The 19,733-nt window shown below is 64.2% G+C and carries 15 protein-coding genes and 1 pseudogene; 12 read left to right on the forward strand and 4 right to left on the reverse strand.

From position 1 onward, the window contains the following. Positions 1-307: 307 nt before the first annotated feature. Together thiI and typA are read left to right on the forward strand one after the other, a co-directional pair. Positions 308-1,762, forward strand: coding sequence for a tRNA uracil 4-sulfurtransferase ThiI (gene thiI, locus RTH46_RS11165; RefSeq protein WP_316905704.1), 1,455 nt, complete (start codon positions 308-310; stop codon positions 1,760-1,762). A 127-nt stretch (positions 1,763-1,889) separates the two neighbouring features. Beyond that, positions 1,890-3,710 carry a translational GTPase TypA gene (typA, locus tag RTH46_RS11170; protein WP_110995311.1) on the forward strand — a complete coding sequence of 607 codons (1,821 nt, stop codon included), beginning with the start codon at positions 1,890-1,892 and terminating at the stop codon, positions 3,708-3,710. 192 nt (positions 3,711-3,902) lie between these two features. Here the strand turns inward: typA and RTH46_RS11175 are convergent, their stop codons facing one another. Continuing rightward, positions 3,903-4,307: a YkgJ family cysteine cluster protein gene (locus tag RTH46_RS11175; protein WP_153788958.1), complete on the reverse strand. Its 405-nt coding sequence runs from the start codon at positions 4,305-4,307 to the stop codon at positions 3,903-3,905. A 185-nt stretch (positions 4,308-4,492) separates the two neighbouring features. Between RTH46_RS11175 and RTH46_RS11180 the strand changes: the two genes are divergently transcribed. From RTH46_RS11180 to RTH46_RS11190, 3 genes are all read left to right on the forward strand, one after another. Next, on the forward strand, positions 4,493-6,958 hold the full coding sequence (locus RTH46_RS11180) for a glycogen/starch/alpha-glucan phosphorylase (protein ID WP_153788957.1): 2,466 nt from the start codon (positions 4,493-4,495) through the stop codon (positions 6,956-6,958). A gap of 201 nt (positions 6,959-7,159) precedes the next feature. Beyond that, on the forward strand, positions 7,160-8,170 hold the full coding sequence (locus RTH46_RS11185) for a class 1 fructose-bisphosphatase (RefSeq protein WP_110996508.1): 1,011 nt from the start codon (positions 7,160-7,162) through the stop codon (positions 8,168-8,170). A gap of 3 nt (positions 8,171-8,173) precedes the next feature. Further along, positions 8,174-8,770 (forward strand): DUF924 family protein, encoded by a 597-nt coding sequence (locus RTH46_RS11190; RefSeq protein ID WP_153788956.1) that lies wholly within the window; start codon positions 8,174-8,176, stop codon positions 8,768-8,770. A gap of 96 nt (positions 8,771-8,866) precedes the next feature. On the opposite strand, the gene RTH46_RS26265 is transcribed toward RTH46_RS11190, so the two are convergent. Together RTH46_RS26265 and RTH46_RS26270 are read right to left on the reverse strand one after the other, a co-directional pair. Next, on the reverse strand, positions 8,867-9,697 hold the full coding sequence (locus tag RTH46_RS26265; protein WP_390966082.1) for a methyl-accepting chemotaxis protein: 831 nt from the start codon (positions 9,695-9,697) through the stop codon (positions 8,867-8,869). A gap of 24 nt (positions 9,698-9,721) precedes the next feature. Beyond that, a pseudogene (locus tag RTH46_RS26270) lies at positions 9,722-10,759 on the reverse strand (cache domain-containing protein); the annotation flags it as partial. A 229-nt stretch (positions 10,760-10,988) separates the two neighbouring features. Here RTH46_RS26270 and bamE point away from each other — a divergent pair. Together bamE and RTH46_RS11205 are read left to right on the forward strand one after the other, a co-directional pair. Continuing rightward, complete coding sequence (gene bamE / locus RTH46_RS11200) at positions 10,989-11,243, forward strand: outer membrane protein assembly factor BamE (protein ID WP_125465865.1); 255 nt, start codon at positions 10,989-10,991, stop codon at positions 11,241-11,243. Further along, entirely contained in the window at positions 11,240-11,812 is a 573-nt protein-coding gene (locus RTH46_RS11205) for a lipocalin family protein (RefSeq protein ID WP_153788954.1), read from the forward strand. Before bamE ends, RTH46_RS11205 begins: the two co-directional genes overlap by 4 nt. 89 nt (positions 11,813-11,901) lie before the next feature. Here the strand turns inward: RTH46_RS11205 and RTH46_RS11210 are convergent, their stop codons facing one another. Next, a complete protein-coding gene (locus tag RTH46_RS11210; protein WP_316905706.1) occupies positions 11,902-13,266 on the reverse strand; it encodes a formimidoylglutamate deiminase in 1,365 nt (454 codons plus the stop codon). A 145-nt stretch (positions 13,267-13,411) separates the two neighbouring features. Here RTH46_RS11210 and hutC point away from each other — a divergent pair, with 145 nt between their 5' ends. The 5 genes from hutC (at position 13,412) to RTH46_RS11235 (ending at position 19,732) form a co-directional block, all read left to right on the forward strand. Next, positions 13,412-14,122 (forward strand): histidine utilization repressor, encoded by a 711-nt coding sequence (hutC, locus tag RTH46_RS11215; RefSeq protein ID WP_178125886.1) that lies wholly within the window; start codon positions 13,412-13,414, stop codon positions 14,120-14,122. Beyond that, complete coding sequence (locus RTH46_RS11220; protein WP_316905707.1) at positions 14,119-14,691, forward strand: HutD family protein; 573 nt, start codon at positions 14,119-14,121, stop codon at positions 14,689-14,691. Before hutC ends, RTH46_RS11220 begins: the two co-directional genes overlap by 4 nt. Before the next feature lie 180 nt (positions 14,692-14,871). Continuing rightward, complete coding sequence (gene hutU / locus RTH46_RS11225) at positions 14,872-16,566, forward strand: urocanate hydratase (protein ID WP_390965750.1); 1,695 nt, start codon at positions 14,872-14,874, stop codon at positions 16,564-16,566. A 108-nt stretch (positions 16,567-16,674) separates the two neighbouring features. Next, on the forward strand, positions 16,675-18,207 hold the full coding sequence (gene hutH / locus RTH46_RS11230) for a histidine ammonia-lyase (protein WP_153788950.1): 1,533 nt from the start codon (positions 16,675-16,677) through the stop codon (positions 18,205-18,207). A 121-nt stretch (positions 18,208-18,328) separates the two neighbouring features. Continuing rightward, positions 18,329-19,732: an amino acid permease gene (locus RTH46_RS11235; RefSeq protein ID WP_279848886.1), complete on the forward strand. Its 1,404-nt coding sequence runs from the start codon at positions 18,329-18,331 to the stop codon at positions 19,730-19,732. Position 19,733 lies beyond the last annotated feature (1 nt).

Below are 19,733 nucleotides of genomic sequence, written 5' to 3' on the forward strand. Positions count from 1 at the left end.
CCGGAAATGGCGAGGGCGGGATAAAAGGCGGCGTTTGCGGGCATTGGGCGGGTGAGTGCGGCGGAAAAGTGCGCCCTTTTGGTTCGTGTTTTTAGTGTCGCGCACCGTTTTGGTGCTTTCTATGGCTTTATTGCGGGGCAAGCCCGCTCCCACGGGTGCGAACGTGGGAGCGGGCTTGCCCCGCGATGGCGACTGCCCAGGCAACAAAAAATGCACCTCCTGTACAAAAGTTGGTCAAAACCTGAGCAATTTCCGATATAATTCGCGCCCCTCATTTTCGGCAGGCCCTGCGCGCGCTGTTAAACCAATGAAACTTATCGTCAAAGTCTTCCCAGAGATCACCATCAAGAGCCGACCGGTGCGCAAGCGCTTCATCCGTCAGCTCAGCAAGAACATCCGCAACGTGCTCAAGGACCTCGATCCTGAGCTCGCGGTCGATGGTGTCTGGGACAATCTCGAGGTGGTCACCCGCATCGAGGACGAAAAGATCCAGCGCGAAATGATCGAGCGCCTGCGCTGCACCCCGGGCATCACCCATTTCCTGCAGGTGCAGGAGTACCCGCTGGGCGACTTCGACGACATCGTCGAGAAGTGCAAGCAGCACTTCGGTCACCTGCTGGCCGGCAAGTATTTCGCCGTGCGCTGCAAGCGCGGCGGCCACCACGACTTCACCTCGATGGACGTCGACCGCTACGTCGGCAGCCAGCTGCGCCAGCAATGCGGCGCGGCCGGCATCGAGCTGAAGAAACCCGAAGTGCTGGTGCGCATCGAGATCCGCGACCAGCGCCTGTATGTGATCCACAACCAGCACAACGGCATCGGCGGCTACCCGCTGGGCGCCCTGGAGCAGACCCTGGTGCTGATGTCCGGTGGCTTCGACTCCACTGTGGCCGCTTACCAGATGATGCGCCGCGGCCTGATGACGCACTTCTGCTTCTTCAACCTCGGCGGGCGCGCCCACGAGCTGGGCGTGATGGAAGTGGCGCACTTCCTGTGGAAGAAGTACGGCAGCAGCCAGCGCGTGCTGTTCATCAGCGTGCCGTTCGAGGAAGTGGTCGGCGAGATCCTCAACAAGGTCGACAACAGCTACATGGGCGTGACCCTCAAGCGCATGATGCTGCGCGGCGCCGCGCACATGGCCGACCGGCTGCAGATCGACGCGCTGGTCACTGGCGAGGCTATTTCACAGGTGTCCAGCCAGACCCTGCCGAACCTGTCGATCATCGACTCGGCCACCGACAAGCTGGTGCTGCGCCCGCTGCTGGCCAGCCACAAGCAGGACATCATCGACCAGGCCACCGAAATCGGCACCGCCGACTTCGCCAAGCACATGCCCGAGTACTGCGGCGTGATTTCGGTGAACCCGACCACCCATGCCAAGCGTCACCGCATGGAGCACGAAGAGAAGCAGTTCGACATGGCGGTGCTGGAGCGTGCCCTGGAGCGCGCCAAGTTCATCTCCATCGACCACGTCATCGACGAGTTGGGCAAGGACATCGAGATCGAGGAAGTGGCCGAGGCGCTGCCGGGCCAGATCATCATCGACATCCGTCACCCCGACGCCCAGGAAGACGAACCTCTGGCACTGGACGGTATCGAAGTCCAGGCCATGCCGTTCTACGCGATCAACAGCAAGTTCAAGCACCTGGACCCCACGCGCCAGTACCTGCTGTATTGCGACAAAGGTGTGATGAGCCGTTTGCACGCACACCACCTGCTCAGTGAGGGACATGCCAATGTGCGTGTTTATCGTCCGACATAAGACCCCAGGGCTGTATGGCGGCAGTATCCGCCATCGCCCTCCCGACCACCGGGCCCGCTGAGCCTCAAACCGTACATATTCGCCGCCTACACTGGCGGCAACCGAATCCTCTGATCGAGATACAGTTGTGATCGAAAATCTGCGTAACATCGCCATCATCGCCCACGTTGACCATGGTAAAACCACCCTGGTCGACAAACTCCTGCGTCAGTCCGGCACCCTGGAGCGTAACGAGCTCAACGACGAGCGCGTCATGGACTCCAACGACCAGGAAAAAGAGCGCGGCATTACCATTCTGGCGAAGAACACCGCCATCAACTGGAACGGCTACCACATCAACATCGTCGACACCCCCGGCCACGCCGACTTCGGTGGCGAGGTTGAGCGTGTAATGTCGATGGTCGACTCCGTGCTGCTGCTGGTCGACGCCCAGGACGGCCCTATGCCGCAAACCCGCTTCGTGACCAAGAAGGCCTTCGAAGCCGGCCTGAAGCCAATCGTCGTGATCAACAAGGTCGACCGTCCGGGCGCGCGTCCTGACTGGGTTCTGGACCAGATCTTCGACCTGTTCGACAACCTCGGTGCCACCGACGAACAGCTGGACTTCAAAGTCGTCTACGCCTCGGCCCTGAACGGCATCGCCGGTCTGGACCACACCGCCATGGGCGAAGACATGACCGCCCTGTACCAGTCGATCGTCGACAACGTACCGGCGCCGGACGTTGACCGTGACGGTTCGTTCCAGATGCAGATCTCGGCTCTGGACTACAACAGCTTCCTCGGCGTTATCGGTGTTGGCCGTATCGCCCGTGGTCGCGTCAAGCCGAACACCCCGGTTGTCGCCATCGACACCAACGGCAAGAAGCGTAACGGCCGTATCCTGAAGCTGATGGGCCACCACGGCCTGCACCGCGTCGACGTCGAAGAAGCCCAGGCTGGCGACATCGTCTGCATCAGCGGTTTCGACGAGCTGTTCATCTCCGACACCCTGTGCGCCCCGGACGCGGTAGAAGCGATGAAGCCGCTGACCGTCGACGAGCCGACCGTTTCCATGACCTTCCAGGTCAACGATTCGCCGTTCTGCGGTAAAGAAGGCAAGTTCGTCACCAGCCGTAACATCAAGGACCGTCTGGACAAAGAGCTGCTGTACAACGTTGCCCTGCGCGTTCAGGAAACCGACTCCCCAGACAAGTTCAAGGTCTCGGGCCGTGGTGAGCTGCACCTGTCGGTACTGATCGAAACCATGCGTCGTGAAGGCTTCGAGATGGCCGTAGGCCGTCCTGAAGTGATCATCCGCGAAGTCGACGGCGTCAAGCAGGAGCCGTTCGAGAACGTCACCATCGACATCCCTGAAGAAGCCCAGGGCAAGGTCATGGAAGAGATGGGTCTGCGTAAAGGCGACCTGACCAACATGGTGCCGGATGGCAAGGGCCGTGTTCGTCTGGAATACAACATTCCAGCCCGTGGTCTGATCGGTTTCCGTAACCAGTTCCTGACCCTGACCAACGGTGCAGGCATCCTGACCTCGATCTTCGATCGCTACGACACCATGAAGTCGGGCCAGATGTCCGGCCGCCTGAACGGTGTACTGGTTTCGGTCGAGACCGGAAAGGCACTGACCTACTCGCTGGAAACCCTGCAGGCGCGCGGCAAGCTGTTCGTCGAGCACGGCCAGGAGATCTACAACGGTCAGATCATCGGCCTGAACAGCCGCGACAACGACCTGGGCGTGAACCCGACCAAAGGCAAGAAGCTCGACAACATGCGTGCTTCGGGCAAAGACGAAGTCATCGCCCTGGTGCCGCCAGTTCGCCACACCCTGGAACAGGCCCTGGAGTTCATCCAGGACGACGAGCTGTGCGAAGTCACGCCGAAGTCGATCCGTCTGCGCAAGAAGATCCTGGACGAAGGCGAGCGTACCCGCGCTGCCAAGAAAGCCAAGAACTGAGTTAGCTCAGGCGCAATGAAAACGCCCCCGGTCGAAAGGCCGGGGGCGTTTTTTTTGCATCCAGGATTTGTGCTGGATTTGTTGGTCTCTTCGCGGGTAAACCCGCTCCCACAGGATCTCTACTGGACTCAGGGTCTGCACGGTACCTGTGGGAGCGGCTTTAGCCGCGAAGAGGCCGGCACTGGCTGATGATCAGCGCCCAACCACCTTCGGCTTGTACGCACAATACCCCGGCCGCGGCCCGATCTTGGGGTGGTTGCGGCAGGTGTCCGGGCGCTTGTCGTAGATGGTGCACAGCCGGCTCTTGCGGTCCAGGTACATGCAGTCATCGTTGCTCATCCGGGTCAGGGTGAAGATCCCCGACTTCTGGTTGAAGCGCTCGATGATGCCTTCCTTTTGCAGGCGCTTGGCCACGTTCTTCGGCGGTTCGTCTTTTTCGAACTCGTCCACCACGCCGATACGGATCAGATCCTTGATCTTCACCTCCACCGGCAAGGTGCAACAGGTCGAGTGGCAGCCACCGCACATGTGGCTGGCATAGCGCTGCCAAGTCTCCAGGCGGTCGACTTCGGCGGCGGCGATCAGGGTCGTTTTCATCGTTATGGGGGCGAATCACGGTCTTGGGGCGCGCGATCATACCGGAGTTGTTCAATTTGTGAACAACCTTTTGCCCGATTCCCGCCTGGCGCATGAAATCCACGAACCCTTGCTGTCGCTCTGTGTCAGACCGTCTAGGCTGAACACTTTCCCTGCGCTTTAGCCTACTTGCCCGAGGATGCCGCATGTCCCAGGAAAACAAGGCCCGTGAGGCCAAAGCTCATCACGAGGAGGTGGCGGATTTTCGCGCCGCCGTGCTGGCCAAGCTGACCTACGCGGTCGGCAAGGACCCGGAACACGCGTTCGACCACGACTGGTTCGAGGCCATCGCCCTGGCGGCCCGCGACCACATGGTCGACCACTGGATGGACCACACCCGACGGGCCTACCGGCGTAGCCAGAAGCGGGTGTATTACCTTTCCCTCGAATTCCTCATCGGCCGGCTGCTGTACGACAGTCTGAGCAACCTGGGCTACCTGGAAATCGCCCGCGAGGCGCTGCAGGGCCTGGACGTGGACCTTGAGCGCATTCGCCTGCTCGAGCCGGATGCGGCGCTGGGTAACGGCGGCCTCGGGCGCCTGGCGGCGTGCTTCATGGAGAGCATGTCGACCCTGGGCATTGCCGCCCATGGCTATGGCATCCGCTACGAGCATGGGCTGTTCCGCCAGGCGCTGGTCGATGGCTGGCAGCAGGAGCAGACCGAGAACTGGCTGGACTTCGGCAACCCCTGGGAGTTCGAGCGTGCCGAGGTGATCTACCCGATCAGCTTTGGCGGCAGTGTCGAAACCGTGCAGGAAGGCACTGGCAAGCAGCGCCAGGTCTGGTGGCCGGGCGAAACGGTACGGGCCGTGGCCTACGACACTCCGGTGGTCGGCTGGCGTGGCTCCAGCGTCAACACCTTGCGCCTGTGGCGCGCCCGGGCGCTGGAAGAGCTGCACCTGGAGCGCTTCAACGCCGGCGATCACCTGGGTGCGGTGGCCGAGGTGGCCCGGGCCGAGAGCATTTCGCGGGTGCTGTACCCGGCCGACAGCACCGAGGCCGGCCAGGAACTGCGCCTGCGCCAGGAGTACTTCTTCGTCTCCGCCTCGCTGCAGGACCTGCTGCGCCGCCACCTGAACATGCATGACAACCTGCTCAACCTGCCGGATGCTGCTGCGATCCAGCTCAACGACACCCACCCGTCGATCGCCGTGGCCGAGTTGATGCGGCTGTTGGTCGACCAGCACGAAATCCCCTGGGACACCGCCTGGCAGGTGACCGTCGGTACCTTGGCCTACACCAACCACACGCTGCTTCCCGAGGCCCTGGAAACCTGGCCGGTGGCGTTGATGGAGCGCATGCTGCCGCGGCACATGCAGATCATCTATCTGATCAACGCCTACCATATCGACTCTCTGCGGGCCAAAGGCCTGCACGACTTCGACGTGCTGCGCGCGGTGTCGCTGATCGAAGAAGACAACGGTCGCCGTGTGCGCATGGGCAACCTGGCGTTCCTCGGGTCGCACAGCGTCAACGGCGTGTCGGCGCTGCACAGCAAGCTGATGAAGAGCACGGTATTCGCCGAGCTGCACAAGCTCTATCCGCAGCGGATCAACAACAAGACCAACGGCATCACCTTCCGCCGCTGGCTTTACCAGGCCAACCCGCCGCTCACGGCGATGCTCACCGAGGCACTGGGCCCGGAGGTGCTGGACGACCCGGAAGGCAAGCTCAAGGCCCTGGTGCCCTTTGCCGACAAGGCCGACTTCTGCAGGCAGTTCGCGGCCCAGCGTCTGCACAGCAAGCGTGCCCTGGCTGCCATCATCCAGGACCGCCTGGGGGTGACGGTCAACCCCGAGGCGCTGTTCGACGTGCAGGTCAAGCGCATCCACGAGTACAAGCGCCAGTTGCTCAACCTGCTGCACACCGTGGCCCTGTACCAGGCCATGCGCCACGACCCCGGCACCGACTGGGTGCCGCGGGTGAAGATCTTCGCCGGCAAGGCGGCGGCCAGCTATCACCAGGCCAAACTGATCATCAAGCTGGCCAACGACATCGCCCGGGTGGTCAACAACGACCCGACCGTGCGCGGCCTGCTCAAGGTGGTGTTCCTGCCCAACTACAACGTCAGCCTGGCCGAGAGCATCATCCCGGCGGCCGACCTGTCCGAGCAGATCTCCACGGCCGGTTACGAAGCCTCCGGCACCAGCAACATGAAGTTCGGGCTCAACGGCGCGCTGACCATCGGCACCCTGGACGGCGCCAACGTCGAGATGTGCGAGCAGGTCGGGGCCGAGAACATGTTCATCTTCGGCCTGACCGCGCAGCAGGTGGAGGCGCGCAAACGCAGTGGCGACTTTGGCGCCAGCGCGGCGATTACCGCGTCGCACCGCTTGGGTGACGTGTTGCAGGCGATCCGCAGTGGGGTTTTCTCGCCGGATGATCCATCGCGTTATACCGGGCTGGTGGATGGCCTGATCGCCTATGACCGCTTCCTGGTGTGTGCCGACTTCGACGCCTACTGGGATGCCCAGCGGCGGGTCGAGGAGCTGTGGCATACGCCCCAGCAGTGGTGGCGCATGGCGGTGCTCAATACCGCGCGGATGGGGTGGTTCTCGTCGGACCGGACCATTCGGGAATATGCCAGCGAGATCTGGAAAGCGCTGGATTGAGCCGCCCCCATCGCGGGGCAAGCCCGCTCCCATGCTGGTAGCACGTGGGAGCGGGCTTGCCCCGCGATGCGCTTCTGGCCGACAGCTGGCCCTCGGCGCGCTGAACTCAACGTCGCCCAGCGAGTCTCTTTGCTCGCTAGCCCGCAACTCTCCCTGTAAACTGCGGGGGTTTTTCTCCCCCTTTCCTTTTCGGAGCCATACATGTCCCGCGTTACCCTGAGTCGCTATCTGATTGAGCAGACCCGCAGCAACAACACCCCTGCCGATCTGCGCTTCCTGATCGAAGTGGTGGCGCGTGCGTGCAAGGAAATCAGCCATCACGTCTCCAAAGGCGCGCTGGGTGGCGTCCTGGGCAGCATGGGCACCGAAAACGTCCAGGGCGAAGTGCAGAAGAAGCTCGACGTCATCTCCAACGACATCCTGCTCGAAGCCAACGAGTGGGGCGGCCACCTGGCCGGCATGGCCTCCGAAGAGATGGACAACGCCTACCAGATCCCGGGCAAGTACCCCAAAGGCGCCTACCTGCTGGTCTTCGACCCGCTGGACGGTTCGTCGAACATCGACGTCAACGTCTCGGTCGGCACCATCTTCTCGGTCCTGCGTTGCCCTAACCAGTACCTGAGCCAGAACGAAAGCCTCAACGAAAACGCCTTCCTGCAGCCAGGCACCGAGCAGGTCGCCGCCGGTTATGCCATCTATGGCCCGCAGACCATGCTGATCCTGACCCTGGGCAATGGCGTCAAGGGCTTCACCCTGGACCGCGAGCTGGGCAGCTTCGTGCTGACCCACGAGAACATCCGCGTACCGGAAAGCACCGCCGAATTCGCCATCAACATGTCCAACCAGCGCCACTGGGAAGCCCCGATTCAGCGCTACGTGGGCGAGCTGCTGGCCGGTGAGACCGGCCCGCTGAAAAAGAACTACAACATGCGCTGGATCGCCTCGATGGTGGCCGACGTGCACCGCATCCTGACCCGTGGCGGCCTGTTCATGTACCCACGCGACGCCCGCGACCCAAGCAAGCCGGGCAAGCTGCGCCTGATGTACGAAGCCAACCCGATGTCGTTCATCATCGAACAGGCCGGCGGTGTCTCCACCGACGGTTACCAGCGCATCCTCGACATCAAGCCAGAGGGCCTGCACCAGCGCGTGTCGGTGATCCTCGGCTCGAAGGAAGAGGTCGAGCGCGTCACCGCGTACCACAAGGAGTAAACCATGCTCGCACCTTGGCAGCCGTTGCTGGAGTGGTGGTTCGGTTGGGGCACCAGCCCCCAGGCCGTGGCTGACGAGAAGAGCACGCTGTGGTTCGGCAAGCATCACGATGCCGAAGCCCAGGCGCTGTTCGGCGACCTGATGGAGCACGCCCTGGCGGGCGGGCTCGAGGATTGGCAGCAGAGCCCGCAGGGCTGGCTTGGCTTGCTGATCCTGCTGGACCAGCTGCCGCGCATGATCCACCGCGACACGCCGCGCGCCTTCGAGGGCGACCGGCGGGCGCAGGTGGTGGCCATGCAGGGTTTGCAGAAGGGCTGGGACTACCAGCTGCTGCCGATCCAGCGGGTGTTCGTGCTGCTGGTGCTGGAGCATGCCGAGGTGCTGGACTGGCAGAACCTGTGCGTCGAGCGCTACCAGACCTTGCTGGATGAACAGCCGGAGGCGAACCGCCGGTTGTTCGAAGGCTTCCTCGACTATGCCGAGCAGCATCAGCGGGTGATTGCCCGGTTCGGGCGCTTTCCGCACCGTAACCTGGTGCTGGAGCGGCCGAGTACCAGCGAGGAGATGGATTTCTTGTTGGAGCCTGGGTCCAGGTTCTAGCTTCGAGCGGTGACTGTGGGAGCGGGCTTGCCCCGCGATTGCGATGGTGGGTCTGACATCGCAATCGCGGGGCAAGCCCGCTCCCACGTTACCGAATCAGATCCTGAAGCTCCCCACCAGATGCTTCAACCGCTCCACCTGGTGCTCCAGGTCGGTGCAGGCACGCAAGGTGCTCTGCAGGTTGTGCACCCCTTCCTGATTCAGCGTATTGATCTCGGTGATGTCGACATTGATCGACTCGACCACGGCCGTCTGCTCTTCGGTGGCAGTGGCCACCGACTGGTTCATGCCGTCGATCTCACCAATGCGCTGGGTGACGCTGCCCAGGCGTTCGCCGGCCTGGTTGGCGATGCCGACGCTGCGGTCGCTGTGCTGCTGGCTCTGGTTCATGGTGCTCACGGCCATCTGCGCGCCGGCCTGCAGCTCCTCGATCAGGCGCTGCACCTGCTGCGCCGAATCCTGGGTGCGATGGGCCAGGTTGCGTACCTCGTCGGCCACCACGGCAAAGCCACGGCCGGCCTCGCCCGCGCGGGCGGCTTCGATGGCGGCGTTGAGCGCCAGCAGGTTGGTCTGCTGCGAGATGCCACTGATCACATCGAGGATCTGGCCGATGTTCACCGTGTGGTTGTTCAGCGTCTCGATGTTGCCGCTGGCATCGCTGATACGCGCCGACAGCTGGTTCATCACCTCGATGGTCTCGCCGACCACCTGCTGGCCTTCTTCGGCCAGGCCGCGCGCGGCGCTGGAGTGCTGCGAGGCCAGGGCGGCGTTCTGGGCGATCTCCTGGGCGGCGGCGCCGAGCTGGTTGATCGCCGCCGCCACGCTGCTGGTGCGGCTGGATTGCTGGTCGGCATTGTGGATCGAGGCGTTGGAGGCGCTGACCACCTGGCCCGCCACGCTGTTGACCTGGCCGGTGGCCGAGGCCACTTCGCGGATCGATTCGTGAATGCGCTCGACGAAACGGTTGAACGACTGCGCCAGGCTGCCGAATTCGTCCTGGGCGTGGATCTTCAGGCGCCGGGTCAGGTCGCCTTCGCCTTCGGCGATGTCATGCATGGCGCGGCCCATCACGTGCAGCGGCTCCATCAGTACACGGATCAGCAGGCCGAGCAGGGCGATGATCACGATCACCGCGATCAAGGTCGCCACTACCGCCGAAGTACGCAATTCTCCGAGCATGGCGAAGGCCGCGTCCTGGTCGAGTACCAGCGCCACGTACCAGTCCGCCGACGGCACGCCGTCGACATGGGTGAAGCTGATGAACTGCTTGCGGCCATCGACCTCGACTTCTTTCAGGCCACTGCCGATGCGCGGAGTATTGGCCGGGTAGACGTCGCCGAGCGTCTTGAGTGCCAGTTCGCCCTTGGGGTGGATGAGGATCTTGCCCTCGCCGTTGACGATGAAGGCGTGGCCACGGCCGTCGAAGTCGAGGGTGTTGATCAGGTTGCTGATGGTCTGCAGGTCGGTGTCGACGCCGCTCACACCGATCAGGCGGCTGGCCTGCTGCACCGGGGTGGCCAGGGTGATTACCAGCTTGCCGGCCGAGGCCGAGATATACGGCTCGGTGACGATGGTCTGGCCGGCGGCAGTGGCCGCCTTGTACCAGCCGCGCACGCGCGGGTCGTAATCGGCGGCGCGGCTGCCTACCGGCACCGACTGCATGCTGCCGTCCTGGCCGCCGAAGTAGCTGAGCATGAAGTTGCTGGCGTACACCGGCAACGCCAGGCTGCGGTCCAGGCTGGCTTTGCCCGGGCCATCGACGGCGACTTGCTGGGCCAGGGTGTTGAGCAACTGGATACGGCTGTCGAGCCAATTGCGGATGTTACCGGCGGTGAGATTGCCCAGGTCCTGCAGAGTGGCCTCCGTGTCACTGCGCAGGGACTGGCGTTGTCGGTAATCGTTGAACAGCACGAAACAGGTGAAGGCAACGGCCACCACCAGGGCGGCAGCCAGCAGGATCTTGTGGCTGAACTTGAGGTTCTTGGTCATTTTTAGAAAGTCTGCGCACGGGCACGGAGGAGGGCAGGTGCGACGAAAAGCCACACCGTCGGAAGCTGTGTCGTCAGCGCCGGAAAAAACATTAATCGTTTGCGCAGATACCGACTGGCGGTGCCGGAGGAAAACCTCGGACGGCAGGGAACCGCGGGCCCTTTTTCCCTTCTAAGCTCCCAGCAGGCCTCTCAGAACCTGTGTATCCACCTCCAGGAGTGTCACTTTCATGTCGTTGCGTTCCCTCGCCCTGTTGTCCTTGTGCGTCGTCCTGACCGCCTGCAGCAAGATCAACCAGGAAAACTATTCCAAACTCAAGGCCGGCATGAACAAGGCCGAGGTCGAGCAGATGCTCGGCACGCCTACCGAGTGCTCCGGCGCGCTGGGCATGAGCAGCTGCACCTGGGGTGACGAGAAGAGCTTCATCAGCGTGCAGTACGCGGCGGACAAAGTGCTGATGTATTCCGGGCAGGGTCTCAAATGAGGCGTCTGCACCTGCTGTTGAGTGTGTGCCTGGTGATGCTGCTGGGTGGCTGCGCCACATCCGCCACCGACCCGCTGGCACCGAAGACCGCAGGTGCGGTGGACCTCAAGCGTTATCAGGGTAAATGGTTCGAACTGGCGCGCTTGCCGATGAAGTACCAGGACGGCTGCGCCCAGTCCGAGGCCCATTACAACCTCAAGCCCGACGGCACGGTGGGCGTGCTCAACCGCTGCCGCACCCTGGGTGACGAGTGGCTGCGCGCCGAAGGCCATGCCAACGTGCAACAGCCCGGGCATACCGACAAGCTGTGGGTGGAGTTCGACAACTGGTTCACGCGCTTGGTACCGGGTGTGGCCAAGGGTGACTACTGGATTCTGTTCGTCGACGAGCGTTACCGCACCGCCATCGTCGGCAGCCCGGACCGCAAGTACCTGTGGATCTTGTCGCGCACGCCGTCGTTGCCGGCGTGGGAGCGCGAGAACCTGTTGGCCAAGGCGCGCCAGCAGGGGTACGACACCCGCCGGTTGATCTGGCGCACGCCAGACAAGGAAATCGTCGCCCGGCATTGAGGTCGCGTTGCATGCTTCGCGGGTGAACCCGCTCCCACAGGCTCGTGCGAATCCTGTGGGAGCGGGTTCACCCGCGAATGGCCCTTCAATTAGCCCAGCAACTGGCGCAGCACCTCGACAAACGCCAGCGCACTCTCTGCTTCCTGCCCATGCCGCCCCTGGCGCACCACCCACTGCCCGTTGACCATCACATCGCGCACCTGGCGATCGCCGCCTGCAAACAGCCAGCGGTTGAGGATGGCGTCGCCGTCCGCCACGGCCAGGTACGGGTCCTGCCCGTCCAGCACCAGCCAGTCCGCACGCTTGCCCACGACCAGTTCACCGATCGGCTGGCCCAGCGCCTGGGCGCCGCCCACCAGCGCAGCGTCGTACAAGGTACGCCCGACCATCGGCTGATCGTTGCGGTACAGGCGGTTGCGGCGCTGGTCGCGCAGGCGCTGGCCGTATTCCAGCCAGCGCAGCTCCTCGACCACGCTCAACGACACGTGGCTGTCCGAGCCGATCCCCATGCGCCCGCCCTGGGCCAGGTAGTCCACTGCCGGGAAAATACCATCGCCCAAATTCGCCTCGGTGGTCAGGCACAGGCCGGCGATCGCGCCGCTGCGGGCCATGGCGCTGACTTCGTCGGGCTCGGCGTGGGTGGCATGCACCAGGCACCAGCGCGAATCGACCTCGGTGTGCTCATAGAGCCACTGCAGGGGGCGCAGGCCGCTCCAGGCCAGGCAGTCGTCGACTTCCTTCTGTTGCTCGGCAATATGGATGTGGATCGGGCACTGTTTGTCGCTGGCGCCGAGCACCTCGGCGATCTGCCCGGGCGTCACCGCGCGCAGGGAGTGGAAGCACAGCCCCAGCTGTTGCGCCGGTTGCGCGGCCAGCACCGGGGCGAGCTGCTGCTGCAGCGCCAGGTATTGCTCGGTAGAGTTGATGAAGCGCCGTTGCCCGTCGTTGGGCGCTTGCCCGCCGAAGCCCGAGTGGCTGTAAAGCACCGGCAGCAGGGTCAGGCCGATGCCGCTGGCGGCGGCTGCAGCGCTGATGCGCCGGGACAGCTCGGCCGGGTCGGCGTAGCGCTGGCCGTCCTGGTCATGGTGCACATAGTGGAATTCGGCCACCGAGGTGTAGCCGGCCTTGAGCATCTCGATGTACAGCTGGCGGGCGATGACCTGCAACTGCTCCGGGGTGATGCGCCCGACCAGGCGGTACATCAGGTCGCGCCAGGTCCAGAAGCTGTCGTTGGGGTTGCCAGCCACTTCCGCCAGCCCCGCCATGGCCCGCTGGAACGCGTGCGAGTGCAGGTTGGGCATGCCCGGTAACAGCGGGCCGGCCAGGCGCTCGGCGCCCTCGGCGCTGGCGTTGGCCTCGACCGCCGTCAGCCGGCCATCGGCGGCGACCTCCAGGCGGACATTACGGGCCCAGCCCGTGGGTAGCAGGGCGCGTTCGGCGAAATAGGCGGACATCGGTGAAATCCTGTTATTGTTTAACTTGTATATACATATACAGCCGTTTGCCTGCCGGGTAAACTCCGGCAAGCTACCGTTCACTCCAACCGTACAAGGATTCCACGCCGTGCCGACACCTCCTGTCTCCGCGCTGGTTGCCCAGATGGGCGAAGGGCCGGCGCCGCTGTATGCCCGGGTCAAGCAGATGATCGCCCAGCAGATCGAAAACGGCAGCTGGCCGCCGCATCACCGGGTGCCGTCGGAGAGCGAGCTGGTCAGCGAGCTGGGTTTCAGCCGCATGACCATCAACCGTGCCCTGCGTGAGCTCACCGCCGAAGGGCTGCTGGTGCGCATGCAGGGCGTCGGCACCTTCGTCGCCGAGCCGAAGAGCCGCTCGGCGTTGTTCGAGGTCAACAACATCGCCGACGAGATCGCCGGTCGCGGCCACCAGCACAGCTGCCAGGTGATCACCCTGGCCGAAGAGGCCGCCGGCTCCGAGCGTGCCCTGGCCTTGGACATGCGTGAAGGCCAGCGGGTATTCCACTCGCTGATCGTGCACTACGAGAACGGCGTGCCGGTGCAGATCGAGGACCGCTACGTCAACGCCGCCATCGCCCCGGACTACCTCAAGCAGGACTTCACCCGGCAGACGCCCTACGCCTACCTGTCGCAGGTGGCACCGCTCACCGAAGGCGAGCACGTGGTCGAGGCCATCCTGGCCGAGCCCGATGAGTGCCAGTTGCTGCAGATCGAGCGCGGCGAGCCCTGCCTGTTGATCCGCCGCCGCACCTGGTCGGGTCGCCAGCCGGTCACCGCCGCTCGCCTGATCCACCCCGGTTCCCGTCATCGCCTGGAAGGACGATTCAGTAAATGAGTGCGTTGCAGTTGTTGCGTGCGCAGGATTACCCGCGCATGCCCTGGAAGAACGGTGGCGGTTTCACCGAAGAGATCACCCGCGACGCCGGCGACGGCCTGGACGGCTTCGGCTGGCGCCTGTCGATCGCCGACATCGAAGCGTCCGGCGGATTTTCCACCTTCACCGGTTACCAGCGCATCATCACCGTGTTGCAGGGCGATGGCATGCGCCTGCTGGTCGATGGCCAGGCCAGCCGACCGCTGCTGCCATTCGATGCCTTCGCCTTCAGCGGCGAGAGCCAGGTCAGCTGCGAGCTGTTGGGTGGGGCGATCCGGGATTTCAACCTGATCTATTCGCCGCAGCGCTATCACGCACGGTTGCAGTGGTTCGACGGCACCAGCCGGCTGTTCAGCTCGGCCTCGACGGTGTTGTTGTTTGCCGCGAGCAATCACGTGGAAGTCGGGCTGACGGGGCACGAGACCCAGCAGTTGGGCCGGTATGACTGTTTGCGCCTGGAGGGCAACCAAGGGTTGCTGGCGCTGGATGTGCAGGGGCGGTTCTGCCTGATCGAGCTGATGCCGCGTTAAACCAGCTGTTGCACTATCGCGGGGCAAGCCCGCTCCCACGCCTGACTTTGGTTGGCGTGTGAGCGGGCTTGCCCCGCGATGCATTTCGGAGGAACGGTCCGGATTTTTTGGTTGTCCATGCTTGTACATACAAGTAAAGATGTGTTTGTATAGCACCACGACACACACACATGCCGTCGCATGACCGCAGAGGACATCCCCGTGACTGACAACAACAAATACCGTGACGTTGAAATCCGTGCCCCGCGTGGCAACAAGCTGACCGCCAAGAGCTGGCTGACCGAAGCGCCGCTGCGCATGCTGATGAACAACCTCGACCCGCAGGTTGCCGAAAACCCGAAAGAACTGGTGGTGTACGGCGGCATCGGCCGTGCCGCGCGCAACTGGGAGTGCTACGACAAGATCGTCGAGACCCTGACCCGCCTGGAAGATGACGAAACCCTGCTGGTGCAGTCGGGCAAGCCGGTCGGCGTGTTCAAGACCCACAGCAACGCCCCACGCGTGCTGATCGCCAACTCCAACCTGGTGCCGCACTGGGCCAACTGGGAACACTTCAACGAACTGGATGCCAAGGGCCTGGCCATGTACGGCCAGATGACCGCCGGCAGCTGGATCTACATCGGCAGCCAGGGCATCGTCCAGGGCACCTACGAAACCTTCGTCGAAGCCGGCCGCCAGCACTACAACGGCAGCCTGAAAGGCAAGTGGGTACTGACCGCAGGCCTGGGCGGCATGGGCGGTGCCCAGCCACTGGCCGCCACCCTGGCCGGTGCCTGCTCGCTGAACATCGAATGCCAGCAGAGCCGCATCGATTTCCGCCTGGAAACCCGCTACGTCGATGAGCAGGCCACCGACCTCGACGACGCCCTGGCCCGCATCGCCAAGTACACCGCCGAAGGCAAGGCCATCTCCATCGCCCTGCACGGCAACGCTGCCGAAATCCTGCCGGAGCTGGTCAAGCGTGGCGTGCGCCCGGACATGGTCACCGACCAGACCAGCGCCCACGACCCGCTCAACGGCTACCTGCCGGCTGGCTGGACCTGGGAACAGTACCGCGACCGCGCGGTGACCGACCCGGCTGGCGTGGTCAAGGCCGCCAAGCAGTCCATGGCCGTGCACGTGCAAGCCATGCTCGACTTCCAGAAGCAGGGCATTCCGACCTTCGACTACGGCAACAACATCCGCCAGATGGCCAAGGAAGAAGGCGTGGCCAACGCCTTCGACTTCCCAGGCTTCGTCCCGGCCTACATCCGCCCGCTGTTCTGCCGCGGTGTCGGCCCGTTCCGCTGGGCTGCGCTGTCCGGTGACGCCGAGGACATCTACAAGACCGACGCCAAGGTCAAGGAACTGATCCCGGACGACGCCCACCTGCACCGCTGGCTGGACATGGCCCGCGAGCGCATCAGCTTCCAGGGCCTGCCGGCGCGTATCTGCTGGGTTGGCCTGGGCCTGCGTGCCAAGCTGGGCCTGGCCTTCAACGAAATGGTCCGCAGCGGCGAGCTGTCGGCGCCGGTCGTCATCGGCCGCGACCACCTGGACTCGGGCTCGGTATCCAGCCCCAACCGTGAAACCGAAGCCATGCGCGACGGCTCCGACGCGGTTTCCGACTGGCCACTGCTCAACGCCCTGCTCAACACCGCGGGCGGAGCCACCTGGGTTTCGCTGCACCACGGCGGCGGCGTGGGCATGGGCTTCTCCCAGCACTCGGGCATGGTCATCGTGTGTGACGGTACCGACGAGGCGGCCGAGCGCATTGCCCGCGTCCTGACCAACGACCCGGGCACCGGCGTGATGCGCCACGCCGATGCCGGTTACCAGATCGCCATCGACTGCGCCAAGGAGCAGGGCCTCGACCTGCCAATGATCACCGGCTGATTGCCGCGCTTTGGATCGCACCCCACAAGGGTGATACTGAACAACAAGAAGTGGCCCGCGGGCACCCTGAACACAGGACCCGCGGCCACAAGCGATTGGAGTAGCGAAGTGACCGAACTGACCCTCAAGCCTGGCACCCTGACCCTGGCCCAACTGCGCGCCATCCATGCCGCGCCCGTGCGCCTGCAACTGGATGCCAGCGCCGCCCCGGCCATCGACGCCAGCGTCGCCTGCGTCGAGCAGATCATTGCCGAAGACCGCACTGCCTACGGCATCAACACCGGTTTCGGCCTGCTGGCCTCGACCCGCATCGCCAGCCATGACCTGGAAAACCTGCAGCGCTCGCTGGTGCTGTCCCACGCCGCCGGTATCGGCGCGCCGCTGGACGACGACCTGGTGCGCCTGATCATGGTGCTGAAGATCAACAGCCTCAGCCGTGGTTTCTCCGGCATCCGCCGCAAAGTCATCGACGCCCTGATCGGCCTGGTCAACGCCGAAGTCTACCCGCACATCCCGCTCAAAGGTTCGGTCGGCGCCTCCGGCGACCTGGCCCCGCTGGCACACATGTCGCTGGTGCTGCTGGGCGAAGGCAAGGCCCGCTACAAAGGCCAGTGGCTGCCTGCTACCGAAGCCCTGGCCGTTGCCGGCCTGGAGCCGCTGACCCTGGCCGCGAAAGAGGGCCTGGCCCTGCTCAACGGCACCCAGGCCTCCACCGCCTATGCCCTGCGCGGCCTGTTCCAGGCCGAAGACCTGTACGCCGCCGCCATCGCCTGCGGTGGCCTGAGCGTTGAAGCCGCACTGGGCTCGCGTTCGCCGTTCGACGCCCGTATCCATGAAGTGCGTGGCCAGCGTGGCCAGATCGACACCGCTGCCTGCTTCCGCGACCTGCTGGGCGATTCCAGCGAAGTGTCGCTGTCGCACAAGAACTGCGACAAGGTCCAGGACCCGTACTCCCTGCGCTGCCAGCCACAGGTCATGGGCGCCTGCCTGACCCAGATCCGCCAGGCCGCCGAAGTGCTGGGCATCGAAGCCAACGCCGTGTCGGACAACCCGCTGGTGTTCGCCGCCGAAGGCGATGTGATTTCCGGTGGCAACTTCCACGCCGAGCCCGTGGCCATGGCCGCCGACAACATTGCCCTGGCCATCGCCGAGATCGGCTCGCTGAGCGAGCGCCGCATCTCGCTGATGATGGACAAGCACATGTCCCAGCTGCCGCCGTTCCTGGTGGAGAACGGTGGGGTCAACTCCGGCTTCATGATCGCCCAGGTCACCGCTGCCGCGCTGGCCAGCGAGAACAAGGCGCTGTCGCACCCGCACAGCGTCGACAGCCTGCCAACCTCGGCCAACCAGGAAGACCACGTGTCGATGGCCCCGGCTGCCGGCAAGCGCCTGTGGGAAATGGCCGAGAACACCCGTGGCGTGCTGGCCATCGAGTGGCTGGGCGCCTGCCAGGGCCTGGACCTGCGCAAAGGGCTGAAGACCTCCGCCAAGCTGGAACAGGCGCGTCATGCCCTGCGCCGTGAAGTGCCGCACTATGACCGCGACCGCTTCTTCTCGCCGGATATCGAGGCCGCCGCCGCACTGCTGGCCCAAGGCACCTTGACCGGCCTGCTGCCGGCTGGCGTCCTGCCAAGCCTGTGATATCGCGATCGCGGGGCAAGCCCGCTCCCACGCTGGTAACACGTGGGAGCGGGCTTGCCCCGCGATTGGCTGCCTGGCAGCCCCCTCATTCTCACGACCAGAACAACAATAAGGACGTGACATGCAACAAGCTCAAGGCCTCACCCGCGGGCTATCTGCCCGGCATATCCGTTTCATGGCGCTCGGTTCGGCAATCGGTACCGGGCTTTTCTACGGTTCCGCCTCGGCCATCCAGATGGCCGGCCCGGCCGTGCTGCTGGCCTACCTGATCGGTGGCGCCGCGGTCTTCATGGTCATGCGCGCCCTCGGCGAAATGGCCGTGCACAACCCGGTGGCCGGTTCCTTCGGCCACTACGCCAGTACCTACCTCGGCCCCATGGCCGGCTTCATCCTCGGTTGGACCTACGCCTTCGAGATGGTCATCGTCGCCATCGCCGACGTGACCGCCTTCGGTATCTACATGGGCTTCTGGTTCCCCGAAGTCGCCCGCTGGATCTGGGTGCTGGGCATCGTGTTCCTGATCGGCGGCCTGAACCTGTGCAACGTCAAGGTGTTCGGCGAGATGGAGTTCTGGCTGTCGCTGCTCAAGGTCGGTGCCATCGTCGCGATGATCCTCGCAGGCCTGGGGATCATGGCCTTCGGTTTCAGCCAGGTGGGCAGCGGCCACGCCGTCGGCGTGAGCAACCTGTTCGAGCATGGCGGCTTCATGCCCAATGGCGTCAGCGGCCTGATCGCCTCGTTCGCCGTAGTGATGTTCGCCTTCGGCGGCATCGAGATCATCGGCGTGACCGCCGGTGAAGCGAAAGACCCGCAACGCGTGATCCCGAAGGCGATCAACGCCGTGCCGCTGCGCATCCTGCTGTTCTACGTGCTGACCCTGTTCGTGCTGATGTGCCTGTACCCCTGGCCGCAGATCGGCAGCCAAGGCAGCCCGTTCGTGCAGATCTTCAGCAACCTGGGGATTGGCTCGGCGGCGGCGGTGCTCAACGTCGTGGTGATTTCGGCAGCCATTTCAGCGATCAACAGCGACATCTTCGGCGCTGGCCGCATGATGTACGGCCTGTCCCAGCACGGCCAGGCGCCGCGTGGCTTCGGCAAGCTGTCCAAGCACGGCGTGCCGTGGATGACCGTGGTGGTCATGGGCGCGGCGCTGCTGATCGGCGTGCTGCTCAACTACCTGATCCCGGAAAACGTGTTCCTGCTGATCGCTTCCATCGCCACCTTCGCCACCGTGTGGGTCTGGCTGATGATCCTGGTCACCCAGGTGGCGATGCGTCGCAGCATGAGCCGTGAGCAGGTGGCGCAACTGAAGTTCCCGGTACCGTTCTGGCCCTATGGCCCGGCCCTGGCCATCGCCTTCATGGTGTTCATCTTCGGTGTGCTCGGTTACTTCCCGGATACCCAGGCGGCATTGATCGTCGGCGTGATCTGGGTGGTGTTCCTGGTCGCCTCCTACCTGCTGTGGTGCAAGCCGCGCGCAGGGCAGGGCGGGTCGGCCCAGGCAGCGGCCGAGCTGCACCGCTAGT

Source organism: Pseudomonas sp. zfem004 (assembly GCF_032621715.1).
GTDB classification, from domain to species: domain Bacteria; phylum Pseudomonadota; class Gammaproteobacteria; order Pseudomonadales; family Pseudomonadaceae; genus Aquipseudomonas; species Aquipseudomonas sichuanensis.

What these genes read in the sequence shown, in the direction of transcription:
- bamE (WP_125465865.1), top strand. Translation starts at nt 10,989, where the DNA reads ATGTCGTTGCGTTCCCTCGCCCTGTTGTCCTTGTGCGTCGTCCTGACC.
- RTH46_RS11190 (WP_153788956.1), top strand. Translation starts at nt 8,174, where the DNA reads ATGCTCGCACCTTGGCAGCCGTTGCTGGAGTGGTGGTTCGGTTGGGGC.
- hutC (WP_178125886.1), top strand. Translation starts at nt 13,412, where the DNA reads ATGGGCGAAGGGCCGGCGCCGCTGTATGCCCGGGTCAAGCAGATGATC.
- RTH46_RS11185 (WP_110996508.1), top strand. Translation starts at nt 7,160, where the DNA reads ATGTCCCGCGTTACCCTGAGTCGCTATCTGATTGAGCAGACCCGCAGC.
- RTH46_RS11210 (WP_316905706.1), bottom strand. Translation starts at nt 13,266, where the DNA reads ATGTCCGCCTATTTCGCCGAACGCGCCCTGCTACCCACGGGCTGGGCC.
- thiI (WP_316905704.1), top strand. Translation starts at nt 308, where the DNA reads ATGAAACTTATCGTCAAAGTCTTCCCAGAGATCACCATCAAGAGCCGA.
- RTH46_RS11180 (WP_153788957.1), top strand. Translation starts at nt 4,493, where the DNA reads ATGTCCCAGGAAAACAAGGCCCGTGAGGCCAAAGCTCATCACGAGGAG.
- RTH46_RS11220 (WP_316905707.1), top strand. Translation starts at nt 14,119, where the DNA reads ATGAGTGCGTTGCAGTTGTTGCGTGCGCAGGATTACCCGCGCATGCCC.
- RTH46_RS11235 (WP_279848886.1), top strand. Translation starts at nt 18,329, where the DNA reads ATGCAACAAGCTCAAGGCCTCACCCGCGGGCTATCTGCCCGGCATATC.
- RTH46_RS11175 (WP_153788958.1), bottom strand. Translation starts at nt 4,307, where the DNA reads ATGAAAACGACCCTGATCGCCGCCGCCGAAGTCGACCGCCTGGAGACT.
- hutU (WP_390965750.1), top strand. Translation starts at nt 14,872, where the DNA reads ATGACCGCAGAGGACATCCCCGTGACTGACAACAACAAATACCGTGAC.
- RTH46_RS11205 (WP_153788954.1), top strand. Translation starts at nt 11,240, where the DNA reads ATGAGGCGTCTGCACCTGCTGTTGAGTGTGTGCCTGGTGATGCTGCTG.